Source organism: Pseudoalteromonas sp. T1lg122 (assembly GCF_002964825.1).
GTDB classification, from domain to species: Bacteria; Pseudomonadota; Gammaproteobacteria; order Enterobacterales; family Alteromonadaceae; genus Pseudoalteromonas; species Pseudoalteromonas gelatinilytica.
The window spans coordinates 823,949-841,752 of the sequence record NZ_PQCG01000032.1 but is presented as its reverse complement, the minus strand read 5'-3'; the positions used below and the strand labels follow the sequence as shown (position 1 = coordinate 841,752).

The following is a 17,804-nucleotide window of genomic DNA, read 5'->3' as shown; positions in this document are numbered from 1 at the left end:
TAGTATTTTAAACATAAGGAAACCTCCATATGTCTGAAGTCAATAAAATTGACGTAGACGCGCTAGAAACACAAGAGTGGTTACAAGCCCTTGAGTCTGTTGTGCGTGAAGAAGGTGTTGAACGTGCTCAATTCTTACTTGAGCAAGTGTTAGAGCAAGCCCGTTTAGACGGTGTTGATATGCCTACTGGCACAACCACTAACTACGTTAATACCATTCCGGTAGATCAAGAACCTGCTTACCCAGGTGACGTAAACATTGAACGTCGAATTCGTTCAATCATCCGTTGGAATGCGATCATGATCGTATTACGTGCGTCGAAAAAAGATCTAGACTTAGGCGGCCATATGGCGTCTTACCAGTCTTCAGCGGCATTCTATGAAGTATGTTTTAACCACTTCTTCAAAGCACCAAACGATGTTGATGGCGGTGATTTAGTTTATTACCAAGGCCACATTTCACCAGGTATCTATGCACGTGCATTTGTTGAAGGTCGTTTAACTGCTGAGCAACTTGATAACTTCCGTCAAGAAGTTGATGGTAAAGGTCTTCCTTCATACCCACACCCTAAATTAATGCCTGAATTCTGGCAGTTCCCTACGGTATCTATGGGTCTTGGTCCAATTGCATCAATCTACCAAGCTCGTTTCTTAAAGTACCTAGACGGTCGTGGCTTAAAAGACACTAAAAACCAACGCGTATACGCTTTCTTAGGCGACGGTGAGATGGATGAGCCAGAATCACGTGGTGCAATCTCTTTCGCTGCGCGTGAGAAGCTAGATAACCTATGTTACCTAATCAACTGTAACCTACAGCGTTTAGATGGCCCAGTAATGGGTAACGGTAAGATCATTCAAGAGCTTGAAGGCCTATTCAAAGGCGCAGGCTGGAACGTGATTAAAGTTGTATGGGGTAGTGGTTGGGATATCCTACTTGCTAAAGATACAACAGGTAAATTACTGCAGTTAATGAACGAAACGATTGACGGTGATTACCAAACTTATAAAGCAAAAGATGGTGCATACGTTCGTGAACACTTCTTTGGTCGTTACCCAGAAACAGCTGCGCTTGTTGCTGATATGACTGATGAAGAGATCTTCGCACTTAAGCGTGGTGGTCATGAGCCTTCAAAACTTTACGCTGCATTCAAAAAAGCGGAAGAAACCAAAGACCGTCCAACTGTAATCCTTGCTAAAACTGTAAAAGGTTACGGCATGGGTGAAGCGGCTGAAGGTAAAAACATTGCACACCAAGTTAAGAAAATGGACATGACTCACGTAGCACACCTACGTTCTCGTCTAGGTTTACAAGATCTTGTCTCTGATGACCAATTAGCTGATCTCCCATACTTAACGCTTGAAGAAGGTTCAGAAGAGCACAAGTACCTTCACGCTCGCCGTGAAGCACTACAAGGTTACACGCCTAAGCGTATTCCTAACTTCTCTGAAAAATTAGTATTACCAGAAGTTGACGCGTTCAAGCCGTTACTTGAAGAGCAAAAACGTGACATCTCTACAACAATGGGCTTTGTTCGTGCACTTAACGTGTTACTAAAAGACAAAGGCATTGGTAAAAACATCGTGCCTATCATCGCCGATGAAGCGCGTACATTTGGTATGGAAGGTTTATTCCGTCAAATCGGTATTTATAACCCTCATGGCCAAAACTATACGCCGCAAGACCGCGACATCGTTTCTTACTATAAAGAAGCAACTTCAGGTCAGGTATTACAAGAAGGTATCAATGAGTTAGGTGCAATGTCATCATGGGTTGCTGCTGCAACATCATACAGCACTAACGATTTACCAATGATCCCATTCTACATCTACTACTCAATGTTTGGTTTCCAACGTGTAGGTGATATGGCGTGGATGGCTGGTGACCAGCAAGCACGTGGTTTCTTACTAGGCGCTACAGCAGGTCGTACTACACTAAACGGTGAAGGTTTACAGCACGAAGACGGTCACAGCCACATTCTTGCTAACACGGTACCTAACTGTATTTCTTATGACCCAACATTCGCATACGAAGTAGCGGTAATCATGCAAGACGGTATTCGTCGCATGTACGGTGAAGACCAAGAAAACGTGTTCTACTACCTAACGCTAATGAACGAAAACTACCATCAACCAGCAATGCCAGAAGGCGCTGAAGAAGGTATTCGTAAAGGTATCTACAAACTTGAAACTGTGGCTGGCGAGAAAGCGAAAGTACAGTTACTTGGTTCAGGTACTATCATGATGGAAGTGCGTAAAGCGGCACAAATCCTAAGCGAAGAGTATGGCATTGGTTCAGATGTATTCTCTGTAACGTCATTCAACGAGTTAACACGTGACGGTCAAGATGTTGAACGTTTCAACATGCTTAACCCTGAAGCAGAGCAAAAGACTGCTTACATCACAAATGCATTAACAGATGCAGTGACTGTTGCTGCAACAGACTACATGAAGAACTACGCAGAACAAGTTCGTTCATTTGTACCAAGCAGCAACTATAAAGTGTTGGGTACTGATGGTTACGGTCGTTCTGATAGCCGTGAAAACTTACGTCGTCACTTCGAAGTTAATGCGGGCTATGTTGTGGTTGCAACATTATCTGAGCTTGCTAAACGTGGTGAAGTTGAGAAGTCAGTGGTTGTTGAAGCAATCAAGAAATTCGACATCGACACAAACAAAGTTAACCCGCTATACGCATAAGAGGTTCCAATGAGTATTGAAATTAAAGTACCAGATATCGGTGGCGATGACGTTGAAGTAACCGAAATCCTTGTTAGCGTTGGTGATAAGGTTGAGGTTGACCAATCGTTATTAACGGTTGAAGGCGACAAAGCATCAATGGAAGTACCTGCTGCACAAGCAGGTACGGTTAAAGAAATTAAAGTAGCTGAAGGTGATACGGTAACGACGGGTTCACTTATCATGATCTTCGAAGGTGAAGAACAAGCTGCTGCGCCAGCACAAGCGAAAGAAGAAGCACCTGCTCCAGCAGCTGCATCTTCAGCTTCTGCTACACAGGAAGTGACTGTGCCAGATATCGGCGATGATGAAGTTGAAGTAACTGAAATCATGGTTGCGGTAGGTGACACGGTTGAAGAAGAGCAATCTTTATTAAGCGTTGAAGGCGATAAAGCATCAATGGAAGTACCTGCACCATTTGCTGGTACTGTTAAAGAGATCAAAATCGCGACTGGCGATAAAGTGAAAACTGGCTCTTTAATCTTCGTTTTTGAAACAGCATCAAGCGGCTCTGAAGCACCTGCAACAGAAGCAGCGCCAGCTGAAGCGGCTCCGGCAGCAACGGCATCTGGTACTAAAGAAGTAAACGTGCCTGATATCGGTGGTGATGAAGTTGAAGTAACCGAAGTGATGGTTGCTGTTGGCGATAAGGTTGAAGAAGATCAATCAATCTTAAACGTTGAAGGCGATAAAGCATCAATGGAAGTGCCTGCACCATTTGCCGGTACAGTTAAAGAAATCAAAGTAGCAGCTGGCGATAAAGTATCAACTGGCTCACTTATCTTTGTATTTGAAGTTGCGGGTAGTGCACCAGCTGCAGCGGCGCCTGCTCCTGCAAAAGCTGAAGCCGCGCCTGCAAAAGCTGAAGCCGCGCCTGCAACAGCAGCAAAAGCGCCTGCGGCTGAAAAGCCTGCGTCAGCACCTGCAAGCAACGAAGGTTTTGCAGATAACAAAGCCTATGCACATGCATCGCCAGTTGTACGTCGTTTAGCGCGTGAGTTTGGTATTAACCTAGCGAACGTAAAAGGCACGGGTCGTAAGAATCGTGTTGTGAAAGAAGACGTACAAAACTACGTGAAAGACCTTGTGAAGAAAGTTGAGTCAGGTCAACTATCTGCAGGTAAAGGTAATGCTGGTGGCGGCGAGCTAGGTCTTATTCCTTGGCCTAAGGTTGATTTTGCTAAGTTTGGTGAAATCGAAGAGAAAAAACTTTCTCGTATTCAAAAGCTATCAGGCGCTAACTTACACCGTAACTGGGTGCAAATCCCGCATGTTACACAGTTTGACGAAGCTGATATCACAAGCCTTGAAGTATTCCGTAAAGAGCAAAATGCGCTTGCTGAGAAGAAAAAGTTGGGTGTTAAAATCACGCCACTTGTGTTTGTGATGAAAGCAGCGGCGAAAGCACTTGCTGAATTCCCAACGTTTAACTCTTCACTGTCTGAAGATGGCGAAAGCTTAATCTTGAAGAAGTACATCAATATCGGTGTTGCTGTTGATACGCCAAACGGTTTGGTTGTTCCAGTATTCAAAGATGTAGATAAGAAAGGCATCATTGAGCTTTCTCGTGAGTTAATGGAAATTTCTGCGAAAGCACGTGACGGCAAGCTAACGTCATCAGATATGCAAGGCGGTTGTTTCACAATCTCAAGCCTTGGTGGTATCGGTGGTACAGCGTTCACGCCAATTGTGAATGCGCCTGAAGTTGCTATCTTAGGTGTATCTAAGTCAGAAATGAAACCTAAGTGGAATGGCAAAGAGTTTGAACCTAAATTAATGGTTCCATTATCAATGTCATACGACCATAGGGTTATTGACGGTGCCCTAGCAGCACGCTTTACTGTGACGCTAGCAAGCTACATGAGCGATATTCGTCAACTAGTGATGTAATCGTCTCGTAAATTATAAGAATCAAATCCCAGCAAGGTGTTTTTTGCTGGGATTTTTACCATTGGCAATGATACAATCTTTGCCATAGAACAATCTTGGTATAGATATCTGCTCTCCCTTTCTGACTTGCAGAAACATGGCAGTTAAACATAGGGGCAGTGTCCCGTTCAAACATTTAAGGTAATAGCATGAGCAACGAATTAAAAACTCAAGTTGTTGTACTAGGCGGTGGTCCTGGTGGTTATTCTGCGGCTTTCCGTGCTGCTGACTTGGGCTTAGAAGTAACATTGGTAGAATCTCGCAACACATTAGGCGGTGTATGTCTAAATGTGGGTTGTATTCCTTCAAAAGCACTTTTACACGTAGCTAAAGTGATCGATGACGCTGCAGAAATGTCATCTCACGGCGTTACTTTTGGCAAGCCTGAAATCGACCTAGACAAAATCCGTTCTTGGAAAGAGTCTGTAATCGGTCAATTAACTGGCGGCCTAGACGGCATGGCTAAAATGCGTAAAGTGAAAGTTGTTAACGGTTACGGTAAATTCACAGGCAGCAACACAATTGCTGTTGAAGGTACTGACGGTACAACAACAATCACTTTTGACAATGCTATTATTGCAGCAGGTTCTCAACCTGTTAACTTACCTTTCATCCCTGAAGATGACCGTGTAATTGACTCAACAGGTGCACTAGAGCTTAAAGACGTTCCTGAGAAACTACTTGTTTTAGGTGGTGGTATCATCGGTCTTGAGATGGGTACTGTATACCGTGCGCTAGGTTCTGAAATTGACGTAGTTGAGTTTGCTGATCAATTAGTTCCAGCAGCTGATAAAGACGTTATTAAAATCTACCAACGTTACGTTAAAGACAAGTTCAACGTAATGCTTTCTACTAAAGTTGTTGGTGTTGAAGCGAAAGAAGACGGTCTATACGTTTCATTCGAAGGTAAAAATGCACCAGCTGACGCAGTACGTTACGACAAAGTACTTGTTGCAGTAGGTCGTACACCTAACGGTAAGCTTGTTGATGCTGATAAAGCAGGCGTTAATGTTGATGAGCGTGGTTTCATCAATGTTGATAAGCAGCTTAAAACAAACGTTGGTCACATCTTCGCTATCGGTGATATCGTTGGTCAACCAATGCTTGCACATAAAGCGGTTCACGAAGGTCATGTTGCTGCAGAAGTTATCTCTGGTCTGAAACACTTCTTCGATCCTAAGTGCATCCCTTCAATCGCATACACAGATCCAGAAATCGCATGGGTTGGTGTAACTGAGAAAGAAGCTAAAGAGCAAGGCTTAAGCATCGAAACTGCTGTATTCCCTTGGGCTGCTTCTGGTCGTGCAATCGCTTCAGCACGTACTGAAGGCCAAACTAAGCTAATCTTCGATAAAGACTCAGGTCGTGTTATCGGTGGTGCTATGGTTGGTATCAACGCAGGTGAAATGCTAGGTGAAATCGGCTTAGCAGTTGAAATGGGCGCAGACGGTGAAGACCTAGCGTTAACTATTCACGCTCACCCAACATTAAACGAATCAATCGGTCTAGCTGCTGAAATCTTCGAAGGTTCAATCACTGACCTTCCAAACAAAAAAGCAGTTAAAAAGAAGTAAGTTCTTTTGACTAATTTTTTTAAAAACCCAGCTCCGGCTGGGTTTTTTGTTTTTAACAACAAACCATCAGATTTCACTCGTTCCTTGTAGCTTGTAGCTTGTAGCTTAAAACTTAGATTAATATCTATTCCCCATATTTTTAGCTACAATACGCGCCGTTTAATTTTCTGGTAAATACAGTGGCTACTATCTCAAATAATTCCGTGTTAGTGCTTCGCACTCAACAAATGGCTGAGTCTCGTCGTGAATTTAAAGCGCGAGGAGCAAAACTAACACGTTGTGAGCGATGTTTATTAGCCGAGCACTATTGTATTTGTGAAGGCGTTGAGCAGGCAAAGTGCGATGCCGCAGTCTGTTTACTTATGTATCACAATGAGAGTTTTAAGCCGTCAAATACTGGCCGTTTAATTGCTGAAATCGTGCCAGAAAACTATGCCTTTAAATGGGATCGAACGAATCCTGATGATGCCTTACTAAGCTTGTTGGCAGATCCTCAGTATCAACCTATGGTTATTTTCCCTGCCAGCGATGTTGACGACGAAGAGCGGGTGATCACCGAGGTAACTCCTGTTGAAGGTAAGCGTCCGTTGTTTATCTTCTTAGATGGTACTTGGCGCGAAGCAAAGAAAATGATCCGTAAAAGTCCTTATCTGGATAATTTACCTGTGCTTTCAATCACACCTGAAAAACTTTCGGATTATCGATTACGTGTAGCTCCACACGAACATCAACTTGGCACCGCTGAGGTGGCTATTATGGTACTTGCGCTTGCGGGTGAGAAAGACGCTACTCAAAAGCTAGAACAGCATTTTATTAAGTTCAGAGATGCCTACCTACTAGGTAAGCGAAATAAGGGGCGACCGGAGTAATAGTACCAATCCGCAATAATACTTAATCATTTTGAGGGATTAAACCTGTCGCTACCTGCGTTAAAAATTACTGATTTAGAACAACTAAATAACGAAATTTTTGCCTTGTTATCGACGAGGTTTTATTGCCTCAAAATAGACCACTTAATTAAGCGAATTGGTATAACTCTTTACTAAATTGTAGGCAAAAGAAAAGCGCGTACTATCACTAGTCGCGCTTGCGGAATCTTCTTAATTTTTTGCATCCTGCAATTGAATCTAATCAACTCCCTAAACTTTGCCAATCCATGCGATTACACTTTACTTATTGGTTCTGTGCAATATAAGGCAATCCAGCCTTGTTTCCTTTTTAGTCCTTTACATCCTTGCTGGTAATTACTTTACCATTCCCTTACGTGCCATCCTAACACTATCCCTTTACTTGCAAATCCATTGCGATGCCCTAACGGCCTGTCCTTTATTCCACTTTTTGAACTTCCTGTATAACAACGTCCTGCTGTTATGCCATTCCACATCATCCTGATGTTGTCCGTAGGTTGTCACTCCATTGCGTTACTCTTCCTGAGCCTGTCCTTGATTCCTTATTCTCCTAATGAACCTTATTCCGCGGTTTTATGAGTAATGCTTCCTTATCCATCTACTCATTAAGCTTCTTGCTTAGTTGATGTAAGTAATTATAGAGAAATAGGAAGCGCTGAGTAGGTCAAAATCTTGTTTAAACTGCTGGTTATTTTATTGTCATTTAAACTAAGTTGTTTTATTTCAGCTGGTTATGGGTTTTTGTGCAGTGTTTGCTGGTGCTTTTTACTCAATAACTGCCATGCGGGTGAGATATGTCTTACATGTAAATTCCCAAATGGCAGCTTGGTTAGTTTATTTATGAGTTTAAACGGGTGCACTTTGCCCTAACTCTAGGTAAAATATTTTGATAATTGTTATTATTTAGGTGTAATAAAATGAAAAAAACAGCCTTTGTATTACTTAGCGCATTTTTAACTGCGCCAGCATTTGCTGCTGATGTAGTAAATATTTACTCGTTTCGCCAACCGTTCTTAATTCAACCTATTTTGGACGATTTCACCAAGCAAACAGGCATTAAAACTAATGTGGTATTTGCAAAAAAAGGGCTGATTGAGCGTGTTAAGCGCGAAGGTAAACACAGTAAGGCTGATTTAGTATTAACTTCAAATTTTAGTGCACTTATTCAACTAGAAGATTTAGGTTTAACGCAGTCAATCAATAGTGATGTGGTAAACGCGAATGTGCCAAGCACCTTTCGCGATGCAGATGGTCAGTGGATAGCACTTACTAAACGCGTACGTAATGTTTACTCTTCAAAAGAGCGCGTTGGTGCACTTGCAGAGCTAACTTACGAAGATTTAGCGGACCCAAAATACAAAGGTAAAATCTGTACTCGCTCTGGCAAACATCCATACAATTTAGGTTTAGTTGCTTCTATGGTCGCTCACCATGGCGAAGCAAAAACTAAGCAATGGCTTGAGGGGGTTAAAGCCAATTTAGCACGTAAGCCGCAAGGGAATGACAGAGCGCAAGTCAAAGCAGTAAAAGAAGGTTTATGTGATCTGGCGTTAGGTAACAGCTACTATTTTGGTAAAATGATGCAAGATGAGCAGCAAAAATCATGGGCTGAAGCGGTTTATATTAACTTTCCTAACCAAACAAACCGAGGTTCTCATATCAATGTATCGGGCGTTGTTATGACCCGTTATGCTAAAAACCCTGAAAATGCCTTGAAACTGATTGAGTATATGACCGACAATAAGGCGCAAAATATGTATGCTTCAGTGAATATGGAATACCCTGTAAAGCAAGGGGTTGCATTATCTGAGATGGTTGCATCATGGGGTGAGTTTAAAGAAGACAGTCTTCCTCTTGATGAGATAAGCAAATATCGCCCTGTGGCACTGAAGCTGATTGATGAAGTAAAGTTTGATTTATAACGAGAACATTCCTCGTTACACAATTTTATAAAAGCTGTTTTTTAACAGCTTTTATTTTATCTGGTATTAATCCACTTATGCATGTGAAGTTTTCGCTGTCGCGTTGGCAGCTTACAGCCTGGCTTATTGGCCTGTTGCTTGTTACGCCATTAGGCTTTTTGTTATTTGAATCTCTGCAAGGGGATTCAGATGTATTTCAGCACCTTTTCGATACGGTGCTGTGGGATTATACCCGTAATACGCTAATTCTCATTGCAGGGGTAGGGCTGTTAAGCTGTATAATTGCATTGCCGCTAGCTTGGTTAACTGCATACTGTGACTTTCCCGGGCGTAAGCAATTTGAATGGGCGTTAATGCTGCCTTTAGCAATGCCAACTTATCTTATCGCCTACGTGTATACCGACTTACTTGATTACGCAGGGCCTGTACAGATCGCACTCAGAGACTGGTTTGGTTGGCAATCACCAGACGATTACTGGTTTTTTGATATTCGTACATTGACTGGGGCTATTTTTATGATTGCCTTGGTACTCTATCCTTACTTATACCTAATTTTTAAAACTGCACTCAGAGAGCAGTCTTTTAAACTAGTACAAGCTAGTCAGCTGATGGGTTTATCGCCATTACAGAGTTTTTTGCGCGTTAGTCTGCCTCTTGGTCGTGGGGCGATTGTGGCAGGGGTTACATTGATCAGTATGGAAGCTATGGCTGATTTTGCTACTGTTAACTACTTTGCTGTGAGCACACTGACGACCGCTGTTTACGATACATGGCTTGGCTATTACTCATTAACTGCTGCGGCGAAAATCTCAGGTATCATGTTACTGATTTTGTTTTTAACCATCATGGTTGAACGCTTTAGTCGTCGCAATCAAGCCGTGTATGAACGTCAGTCAAGCGTAAACAGCGCAACCTTGTATCGCTTAAAAGGCGGTGCGGCGTGGGCTGCAAGCTTTGCTTGTACAGTTGTGCTGGTATTGGCTTTTATCCTACCGGTTGGGGTGTTAGTTAAATACGCCATTGTCTATGCAGATGAAGCATGGAATGGGGCATTTTTTAATTACGCTTGGCAAAGTTTTAAAGTGGCTGTTGTGGTGAGCATTGCAACTATCCTATTGAGCTTATTGGTATTGTTTTATCAGCGCATTGCTAAACAAGCTTACCCTTTGCTCCCAGGGCGTTTAGCAAGTACTGGCTACGCCTTACCTGGTACTGTGTTAGCGATTGCCGTATTACTGCCATTAACACAGCTGGATGATGCATTAAATAATTGGCTTGAGCCTTTTGGTTTATCACCGGGGTTACTTTTAAGTGGCACTTTATTTGCGATGATCTTTGCTTACGTTGTGCGTTTTTATGCGATTGCACATGGCGCACTTGAAAGCAGTTTTTTACGTATTAGCCCATCACTTGATATGGCCAGCCAATCAATGGGCAAAGGGCCCTTACAAACACTTTGGCGAGTACATTTACCGCTATTAAAACGCGGCATTCTAACAGCTGGCTTATTAGTGTTTATTGAGTGTATGAAAGAATTACCGGCCGCTTTATTACTTAGGCCTTTTAATTTTGAAACGCTGGCCACCCATGTTTTTCAATATGTTAGTGATGAGCAATTGGAGCTTGCGTCAATTTCGGCCTTGTTTATCGTGTTAGTTGGGTTAATCCCTTTGTATTTCGTTAATCGTTCGATGGAGCAAAATCACTCATGAGTCATTTGATAATTAAAGACTTAGCTTATCAGTACAATGCGACTCAGGTGTTGAGTGAACTAAACCTCAATGTTGAACAAGATGAAATCGTCTGTTTGCTTGGCGCAAGTGGCTGCGGCAAAACCACAACCTTAAAGGCAATTGCCGGGATTTTACAGCCTGAGCAAGGCTATATGAGTATTGATTCAAAAGTGGTTAACGATAGTGGGCTATTTGTTGCACCGGAAAAACGTAATATTGGCATGATGTTCCAAGACTATGCGCTATTTCCTCATTTAACGGTGAGCGACAACATTGCGTTTGGCCTTAGCAACATGAGCAAAGCACAAAAGCGAGAGCGTGTAGATGAAATGCTTAGCCTTGTTAAACTCGATGGTTGTGCACAGCGATACCCGCATCAGCTTTCAGGTGGCCAGCAGCAACGAGTGGCAATAGCCCGTGCACTTGCTTACAAACCAAGTTTATTATTACTTGATGAGCCATTTTCGAATATTGATACACAAGTACGTTTTGAGCTTATCGCCGATATACGCCGCATTATTAAAGCTCAGCAGGTTTCTGCGGTATTTGTTACCCACTCAAAGGAAGAAGCTTTCGCATTTGCTGACACGCTTGCTGTTATGCATGGTGGAAAAATCGCCCAACAGGGCTCTCCGGAGCAGTTATTTAGTCAACCTAACTCAAAGGTGGTTGCAGAGTTTCTTGGTACGGGCATATACTTAACGGCAAAAGTATTAACGCCAACTGAATACGAAACGGCGTTTGGTGTGGTTCAGTCATTGACGGCAAGCAATACTAATTGCCAGCAAGGTCAAGTGTATATAAGACCGCACCATATTCAGTTGTGTGAAGCTGCGCACAGTGACGCAAACAGTTTAACTATCTTGCAAAGACGTTTTATCGGCACGCGTTATGTGTACCGTATCAATATTGCAGGTCAAGAGTGTGAAGTTGCCGCAGAGCAAGATCGCGTGTTAGCTGTTGAGCAGCCTGTAAAAATAAAAATAATGCCGCACACAGTCAATTTTTTTCATGATTAGTGATAAATAACAATCTTGAATCCTTGGCTTTGTGCAAATAACGAGAAGCTAAGGATTCACTATGGCGCAAGCGCAATCTGGGATTTGTGCTGAAGCAAACTTACATGGTTTGCACCTGTTTTTTAATGTTTACGATGGCCATGATGAGTCATTACGTAAAAAACTAAAACGCGTCAGCGTCATTCAAGATGAGTTTGCTGATCAGTTCTCAGAAGCCATGCTGTCGTGCGTGGTTGCCCTTGGTGCTCAGTATTGGCCGCATATCTTACCCGAGTTTATTCCTAGTCAATTGCAAAGCTTTCCGAATGTAACTCACAGTGATCATGTGATTAGTGCCCAGCCATTTGATTTGTTTGTACAAATTCGCTCAGACCGCGAAGATGTCAATCATCTATTTGCTCTGCAAATCCTAAAATTATTAACACCGGATGTTGAGCTGGTGGAGCAGGTTCGTAATTTTCGATTTTTAGACGGGCGTGATTTTAACGGCTTTATCTATGCGGGTGATACGCCGCATGGTCGCCAAAAGCGTAGTACAGCACTTATCGATAAACCGGGTCACTTTGAAGACCAAGGCAGTTATATCCATGTTCAGCGCTTTGTGCATGATTTGAGTGTCTGGCAGCATTTATCGTTATCTGAGCAAGAGCAAATCATGGGGCGCACGCGTTTAGATAACACCTTGATTGTGCCTGCTGTAGAAACCAGTCATGCGGTTCGTAGTGAATTAAAAGATGATCATGGCCAGCCACTATTGCTAAACCAAAGCATGCCATTTGGTGATGTGCATAAGCAGGGAATTTTAATGGTTTCGTGTGCTGCGCAAGGGGATGCGTTTGAACAGGTATTAAAGAGTCGCTTAGGGCAGGGCGATTGCTATGATCATTGGCTCGATTTTACTCAAGCCGATATGGGTTCTGCGTTTTTCGCCCCGTCAGTAAACTTCTTAAAGCAGCTTTAAACGGTATCGAATAAAGTGCGCACGCGCTCAAGCGTCACATCGATTTCAGAAATCTTCGCAGGGGCGATAAAAATAGTGTCGTCACCTGCAATCGTACCTAGTACACCATCTGCTTTACCGAGTGAATCAAGTAAACGAGCAATTAATTGTGCTGCGCCTGGACTGGTGCGAATAATGATCATCATTTCGTTATGCATAATATCAATAACAAGTTGGCGAAGCGGGCTTTTCGCTGTTGGCACACCCATTTCAGCTGGTAAACAATACACCATTTCTTGTTTTGCATTGCGAGTACGTACCGCACCGAACTTGCTTAACATGCGAGAGACTTTACTTTGGCTAATATTATCAAAGCCTTGCTCTTTTAATGCTTCGACAATCTCACCTTGTGAGCCGAAGTTTTCTTCTTTTAATAGCGCTTTAAACGCTTTGATCAGTGCTTCTTGTTTGTCTTGTGGTTGCATGTTGCCGTTTCTTTATTCATAAAATGTAGGGTAATTCTACACAACTCTGCATATTTATGCAGTATTAGTTTACAAAGTCGTCCAAAATGCTGTGTCTTTACAGCCAAGTTTACAACTATGGTCGAAATTATACGCGAAATAAGCAGGATAAATTTGTTTTTAGTCGCTAATTTCATTATCTTTAGGGCCACAAATATTTCCTACCTCAAATTACGGAGAATTCCAATGAAAGTTGCTGTTTTAGGCGCAGCTGGCGGTATCGGCCAAGCATTGTCTTTATTATTAAAAACAAGTTTACCTGCAGGTTCTGAATTATCGTTATACGATGTTGCCCCTGTTGTTCCTGGTGTAGCGGTTGATCTTTCTCACATTCCAACAGACGTTAAAGTTGAAGGCTTTGGTGCTGACAGCCTAGACGCAGCATTAGCTGGTTGTGATATCGTTCTTATCCCAGCGGGTATGCCACGTAAGCCAGGCATGGACCGTGCGGACCTTTTCAACGTAAACGCAGGTATCATCAAAACATTAGCTGAAGGCATCGTTAGAAACTGTCCTAAAGCGTTAGTGGGTATCATCACTAACCCAGTTAACGGCACTGTGCCAATCGTTGCTGAAGTATTCAAAAAAGCAGGTACTTACGATGCAGGCCGTGTATTCGGTATCACAACACTTGACGTGATCCGTTCAGAAGCATTTGTTGCTGAACTTAAAGGTTTAAGCGCAACTGACGTTAAAGTTCCAGTGATCGGTGGTCACTCAGGTACTACAATCCTTCCTCTTCTTTCTCAAGTTGAAGGTGTTACTTTCACTGACGAAGAAGTTGCAGCATTAACTCCACGTATCCAAAACGCAGGTACTGAAGTTGTTAACGCTAAAGCGGGTGGCGGTTCAGCGACTCTTTCAATGGGTGCTGCAGCAGCACGCTTCTGTATGTCTTTAGTTAAAGGCTTACAAGGTGAAGAAGTTGTTGATTACGCATACGTTGCAGTTGAAAACGGTGATGCAGCCTACTTCGCACACCCAGTTCGTTTAGGTAAAAACGGCGTTGAAGAAATCCTTTCTTACGGTGAGTTAAGTGCATTCGAAGAGCAAGCTAAAAACGACATGCTAGCTACTCTTAACAAAGACATCCAAGAAGGTGTTGATTTCATCAACGGTTAATTCCGACAGATGATAGGCGGTTTTTTAAATCGCCGAAAACAAAAAAGCCTGCATATGCAGGCTTTTTTAATGGCTCGAATAAATAGCGTTTAATGATCGCGGGCAACGGCGATGCGTGCCAAACTCTCTAATGCTTGTTTGTACGGTGTGTCTGGTAAGAAAGCAATGCAAGCAATCGCTTTGTCAGCTTCTTGCTCAGCTTTTTGCATTGCAAACTCAAGCGCTTTAGTATCAGCTAATGCTGCTAGAATGCTCTCTAAGTGATCCATACCATTGCCAAGCTCAATAGCGTCTCTAATTAGCTTCACTTGCTCTGGGGTGCCTTTTTGCATTGCGTAGATAAGCGGTAGGGTAGGTTTACCTTCAGCTAAATCATCGCCAATGTTTTTACCAAGTTGCTCAGCATCGGCGTTGTAATCAAGTACATCATCCACTAATTGAAATGCCGTGCCAAGATGCATACCGTATAAGTTTAATGCTTCAAGGGTTTGCTCATCTTGCTCGGTAATAATTGCAGCAAGGCCAGTTGCAGCTTCGAACAATTTTGCCGTTTTGCTGTAAATAACCTGCATGTAGCTTTGTTCTGTCGTGTCTGGGTCATTACAGTTCATTAGCTGTAATACTTCGCCTTCAGCGATGACATTCGTTGCATCAGCTAGAATTTGCATAATTGGCATTTTACCTAGGCCAACCATCAACTGAAATGAACGTGTATAGATAAAGTCACCCACCAAAACGCTCGCTGCATTACCAAATTCAGCATTGGCTGTTGGTGTACCACGGCGTAAATGTGACTCGTCGACAACGTCGTCATGCAATAAGGTCGCGGTATGAATAAACTCGATGATAGTAGCAAGCGTAATATGGTCTTTGCCCTCATAACCGAGTGCTTTTGCCGCTAAAATGGCCAACATAGGTCGAACGCGCTTACCACCGCTGTTTACTATGTATAAACCGAGTTGGTTAACCAATGCGACATCTGAGCGCATTTGGGCGTGTATAAGTTGATTGACGTCATCCATTTCATTTTCGATTAACGTCTGGATAGCTTTTATATCCATTGATCTCCGAGCCAATATTTATGGGTATACGGGGCTGATTGTACAACAAAAAAAGCGCTTGCTCGATATTTTGTGATGATTCATTAAAAAAACACTGTAAAGTTTTTTATTTCAGATCAATTTTGCTGACATAAATTTATAACCTTGATTAATAAGTGATCAGCTTTTTGAATTCACAAAGTCTGTATTATTGGCGTAATTTAATTGTCATGAGATCGTAAAAACCGCTTGGCATGTGGTGTTTTTAGGATAGAATAGGGGAAAATATTGAATTGCTCTCAATGCAGCTATTTTTTATTCATTTTATCGAAAAAGAGGCTTGCTAGTTTTTGCACATTAGCGTAAACTTCGCGCCCTATTGAAGAATATTTTAGTTGCGTCGATTTGAGGGCGCACAGACGGAGTTAATTATGTACGCGGTTTTCCAAAGTGGTGGTAAACAGCACCGTGTGACTGAAGGTCAAACAATTCGTCTTGAGAAATTAGACGTTGAAACTGGTGCAGCAGTTGAATTTGATTCAGTACTTTTAGTTGCTGATGGTGAGAAAATCGAGATCGGTGTACCGTTCGTAAACGGTGGTAAAGTAACAGCTGAGGTTGTTTCACACGGTCGCGGTGAGAAAGTTAAGATCGTTAAATTTAGACGTCGTAAGCATTCTCGTAAGCAAATGGGCCATCGTCAATGGTTCACTGAAGTTAAAATCACTGGCATTAGCGCTTAATTTAGAGGTACTGAGAAATGGCACATAAAAAAGCAGCTGGTAGTACTCGTAACGGTCGCGATTCAGAAAGCAAACGCCTAGGTGTTAAGCGTTTTGGTGGCGAATCAGTTCTAGCGGGTAGCATCATTGTTCGTCAACGTGGTACTAAGTTCCACGCTGGTGCAAACGTAGGTATCGGTAAAGACCACACTATCTTCGCAAAAGCAGATGGTAAAGTTCAATTCGAACAGAAAGGTCCTTTAAACCGTAAATACGTAAATATCGTAGCTGAGTAATCATCTCGATATTTGAAAAACCCCGCCTTTGCGGGGTTTTTTGTTTTGAGGCGCATACTAATGCGCATAAATATATACCTAAGCTAAGCCTGCAATCAGAAGGGCTTAGGTATATAATAGAGTTATTAACAAGCCAATCTTAAAGTGAGTAATCATGAAGTTTGTAGATGAAGTAGAAATTCGTTGTGACGCGGGTGATGGCGGCAGCGGTGTCGTATCTTTCCGACGTGAAAAATATGTACCAGACGGCGGTCCTGATGGCGGCGATGGCGGCGATGGCGGCAGCGTTTATCTACAAGCCGATGAAAACTTAAATACCTTAATTGACTATCAATTTGAGCGTTTTCATAAAGCAGAGCGCGGTACAAATGGCCAAAGCCGTAACATGACAGGTAAAAAGGGCGCTGATTTGACGCTTAAAGTACCTGTAGGTACGCGTATCACTGACGTTGATACAGAAGAGTCACTAGGTGATTTAACTAAACATGGTCAAAAAATTGTAGTTGCGAAAGGTGGTTTCCATGGCTTGGGAAATGCACGTTTTAAATCAAGTACTAACCGTGCACCACGTCAAAAGACACTAGGTACACCTGGTGAAGTTCGCAGCTTACGCCTTGAGTTAATGCTACTTGCTGATGTTGGCTTGCTGGGTTTACCTAATGCTGGTAAATCAACATTTATCCGTAGTGTTTCGGCGGCAAAACCAAAAGTGGCTGATTACCCATTTACAACGCTTATTCCTAACCTTGGTGTAGTACGCCCTGATGCGAATAAATCATTTGTTATTGCAGATATTCCTGGTCTGATTGAAGGCGCTTCAGAAGGTGCGGGTCTGGGTATTCGCTTCTTAAAGCACTTAGAACGTTGTCGTGTATTACTGCATATTATTGATATTATGCCAGTTGATGGTACTAACCCAGTTGATAATGCCTTTGCGATTATTAACGAGCTACACCAGTACAGCCCCAAACTTGCTGAAAAGCCGCGTTGGTTAGTATTTAACAAAATCGACTTATTGCCAGAAGATGAAGCCGAAGCCCTGTGTAATGAAATTGCCGAAGAGCTAGGTGAAGAGGTTAATGTTTACCGTATTTCTGCTGCAAACAAGCAAAATACCCAAGCATTGTGTCATGACATTATGGCGCTGCTTGATAGTATGCCGAAAGAGAAATTCGCTGAAGAAGAGAAAGAAGAAGTTGAATTTAAGTGGGATACTTACCATCAGAAAGCAACATCTCAAGATGATGATGATTGGGATGACGACTGGGATGATGATGACTACGATGTAGAAGTTATCTACCAACGATAAAATTTTAAACTGAAAAGGAGCCATGCGCTCC

At 42.5% G+C, this 17,804-nt stretch carries 14 protein-coding genes; 12 read left to right on the top strand and 2 right to left on the bottom strand.

Annotated elements, in window-relative coordinates; translation table 11 throughout:
• Nucleotides 1–29: 29 nt before the first annotated feature.
• From aceE to C2M33_RS16180, 8 genes are all read left to right on the top strand, one after another.
• Nucleotides 30–2,696, top strand: a complete 2,667-nt coding sequence (gene aceE, locus C2M33_RS16215) for a pyruvate dehydrogenase (acetyl-transferring), homodimeric type (protein ID WP_105174896.1) — start codon at nucleotides 30–32, stop codon at nucleotides 2,694–2,696.
• Nucleotides 2,697–2,705: 9 nt separating this feature from the next.
• Nucleotides 2,706–4,625: a pyruvate dehydrogenase complex dihydrolipoyllysine-residue acetyltransferase gene (gene aceF, locus C2M33_RS16210; RefSeq protein ID WP_105174895.1), complete on the top strand. Its 1,920-nt coding sequence runs from the start codon at nucleotides 2,706–2,708 to the stop codon at nucleotides 4,623–4,625.
• 188 nt (nucleotides 4,626–4,813) lie between these two features.
• Nucleotides 4,814–6,238 carry a dihydrolipoyl dehydrogenase gene (gene lpdA / locus C2M33_RS16205; RefSeq protein ID WP_105174894.1) on the top strand — a complete coding sequence of 475 codons (1,425 nt, stop codon included), beginning with the start codon at nucleotides 4,814–4,816 and terminating at the stop codon, nucleotides 6,236–6,238.
• A gap of 227 nt (nucleotides 6,239–6,465) precedes the next feature.
• Nucleotides 6,466–7,107, top strand: coding sequence for a tRNA-uridine aminocarboxypropyltransferase (locus C2M33_RS16200; protein WP_063703519.1), 642 nt, complete (start codon nucleotides 6,466–6,468; stop codon nucleotides 7,105–7,107).
• A 956-nt stretch (nucleotides 7,108–8,063) separates the two neighbouring features.
• Entirely contained in the window at nucleotides 8,064–9,068 is a 1,005-nt protein-coding gene (locus tag C2M33_RS16195) for a Fe(3+) ABC transporter substrate-binding protein (protein WP_063702948.1), read from the top strand.
• A 77-nt stretch (nucleotides 9,069–9,145) separates the two neighbouring features.
• Nucleotides 9,146–10,780 (top strand): ABC transporter permease, encoded by a 1,635-nt coding sequence (locus C2M33_RS16190; protein ID WP_063702950.1) that lies wholly within the window; start codon nucleotides 9,146–9,148, stop codon nucleotides 10,778–10,780.
• Nucleotides 10,777–11,820, top strand: a complete 1,044-nt coding sequence (locus C2M33_RS16185; RefSeq protein ID WP_063702952.1) for an ABC transporter ATP-binding protein — start codon at nucleotides 10,777–10,779, stop codon at nucleotides 11,818–11,820. Before C2M33_RS16190 ends, C2M33_RS16185 begins: the two co-directional genes overlap by 4 nt.
• Nucleotides 11,821–11,881: 61 nt before the next feature.
• Nucleotides 11,882–12,781, top strand: coding sequence for a Dyp-type peroxidase (locus C2M33_RS16180; RefSeq protein ID WP_063702955.1), 900 nt, complete (start codon nucleotides 11,882–11,884; stop codon nucleotides 12,779–12,781).
• Here the strand turns inward: C2M33_RS16180 and argR are convergent.
• Entirely contained in the window at nucleotides 12,778–13,245 is a 468-nt protein-coding gene (argR, locus tag C2M33_RS16175; RefSeq protein ID WP_063702957.1) for a transcriptional regulator ArgR, read from the bottom strand. The two genes, C2M33_RS16180 and argR, sit on opposite strands and share 4 nt — an antisense overlap.
• 225 nt (nucleotides 13,246–13,470) lie before the next feature.
• On the opposite strand from argR, the gene mdh reads away from it, so the two are divergent.
• Complete coding sequence (gene mdh, locus C2M33_RS16165) at nucleotides 13,471–14,406, top strand: malate dehydrogenase (protein WP_063702960.1); 936 nt, start codon at nucleotides 13,471–13,473, stop codon at nucleotides 14,404–14,406.
• 89 nt (nucleotides 14,407–14,495) lie between these two features.
• Here mdh and ispB read toward each other — a convergent pair whose 3' ends face one another.
• Entirely contained in the window at nucleotides 14,496–15,467 is a 972-nt protein-coding gene (gene ispB, locus C2M33_RS16160) for an octaprenyl diphosphate synthase (protein ID WP_063702963.1), read from the bottom strand.
• A 410-nt stretch (nucleotides 15,468–15,877) separates the two neighbouring features.
• Here ispB and rplU point away from each other — a divergent pair, with 410 nt between their 5' ends.
• The 3 genes from rplU (at nucleotide 15,878) to cgtA (ending at nucleotide 17,773) form a co-directional block, all read left to right on the top strand.
• On the top strand, nucleotides 15,878–16,189 hold the full coding sequence (rplU, locus tag C2M33_RS16155) for a 50S ribosomal protein L21 (RefSeq protein WP_036965957.1): 312 nt from the start codon (nucleotides 15,878–15,880) through the stop codon (nucleotides 16,187–16,189).
• 17 nt (nucleotides 16,190–16,206) lie between these two features.
• On the top strand, nucleotides 16,207–16,464 hold the full coding sequence (gene rpmA, locus C2M33_RS16150; RefSeq protein WP_036965960.1) for a 50S ribosomal protein L27: 258 nt from the start codon (nucleotides 16,207–16,209) through the stop codon (nucleotides 16,462–16,464).
• 154 nt (nucleotides 16,465–16,618) lie between these two features.
• Nucleotides 16,619–17,773 carry an Obg family GTPase CgtA gene (cgtA, locus tag C2M33_RS16145; protein ID WP_063702966.1) on the top strand — a complete coding sequence of 385 codons (1,155 nt, stop codon included), beginning with the start codon at nucleotides 16,619–16,621 and terminating at the stop codon, nucleotides 17,771–17,773.
• The last annotated feature ends 31 nt before the right edge of the window (nucleotides 17,774–17,804 follow it).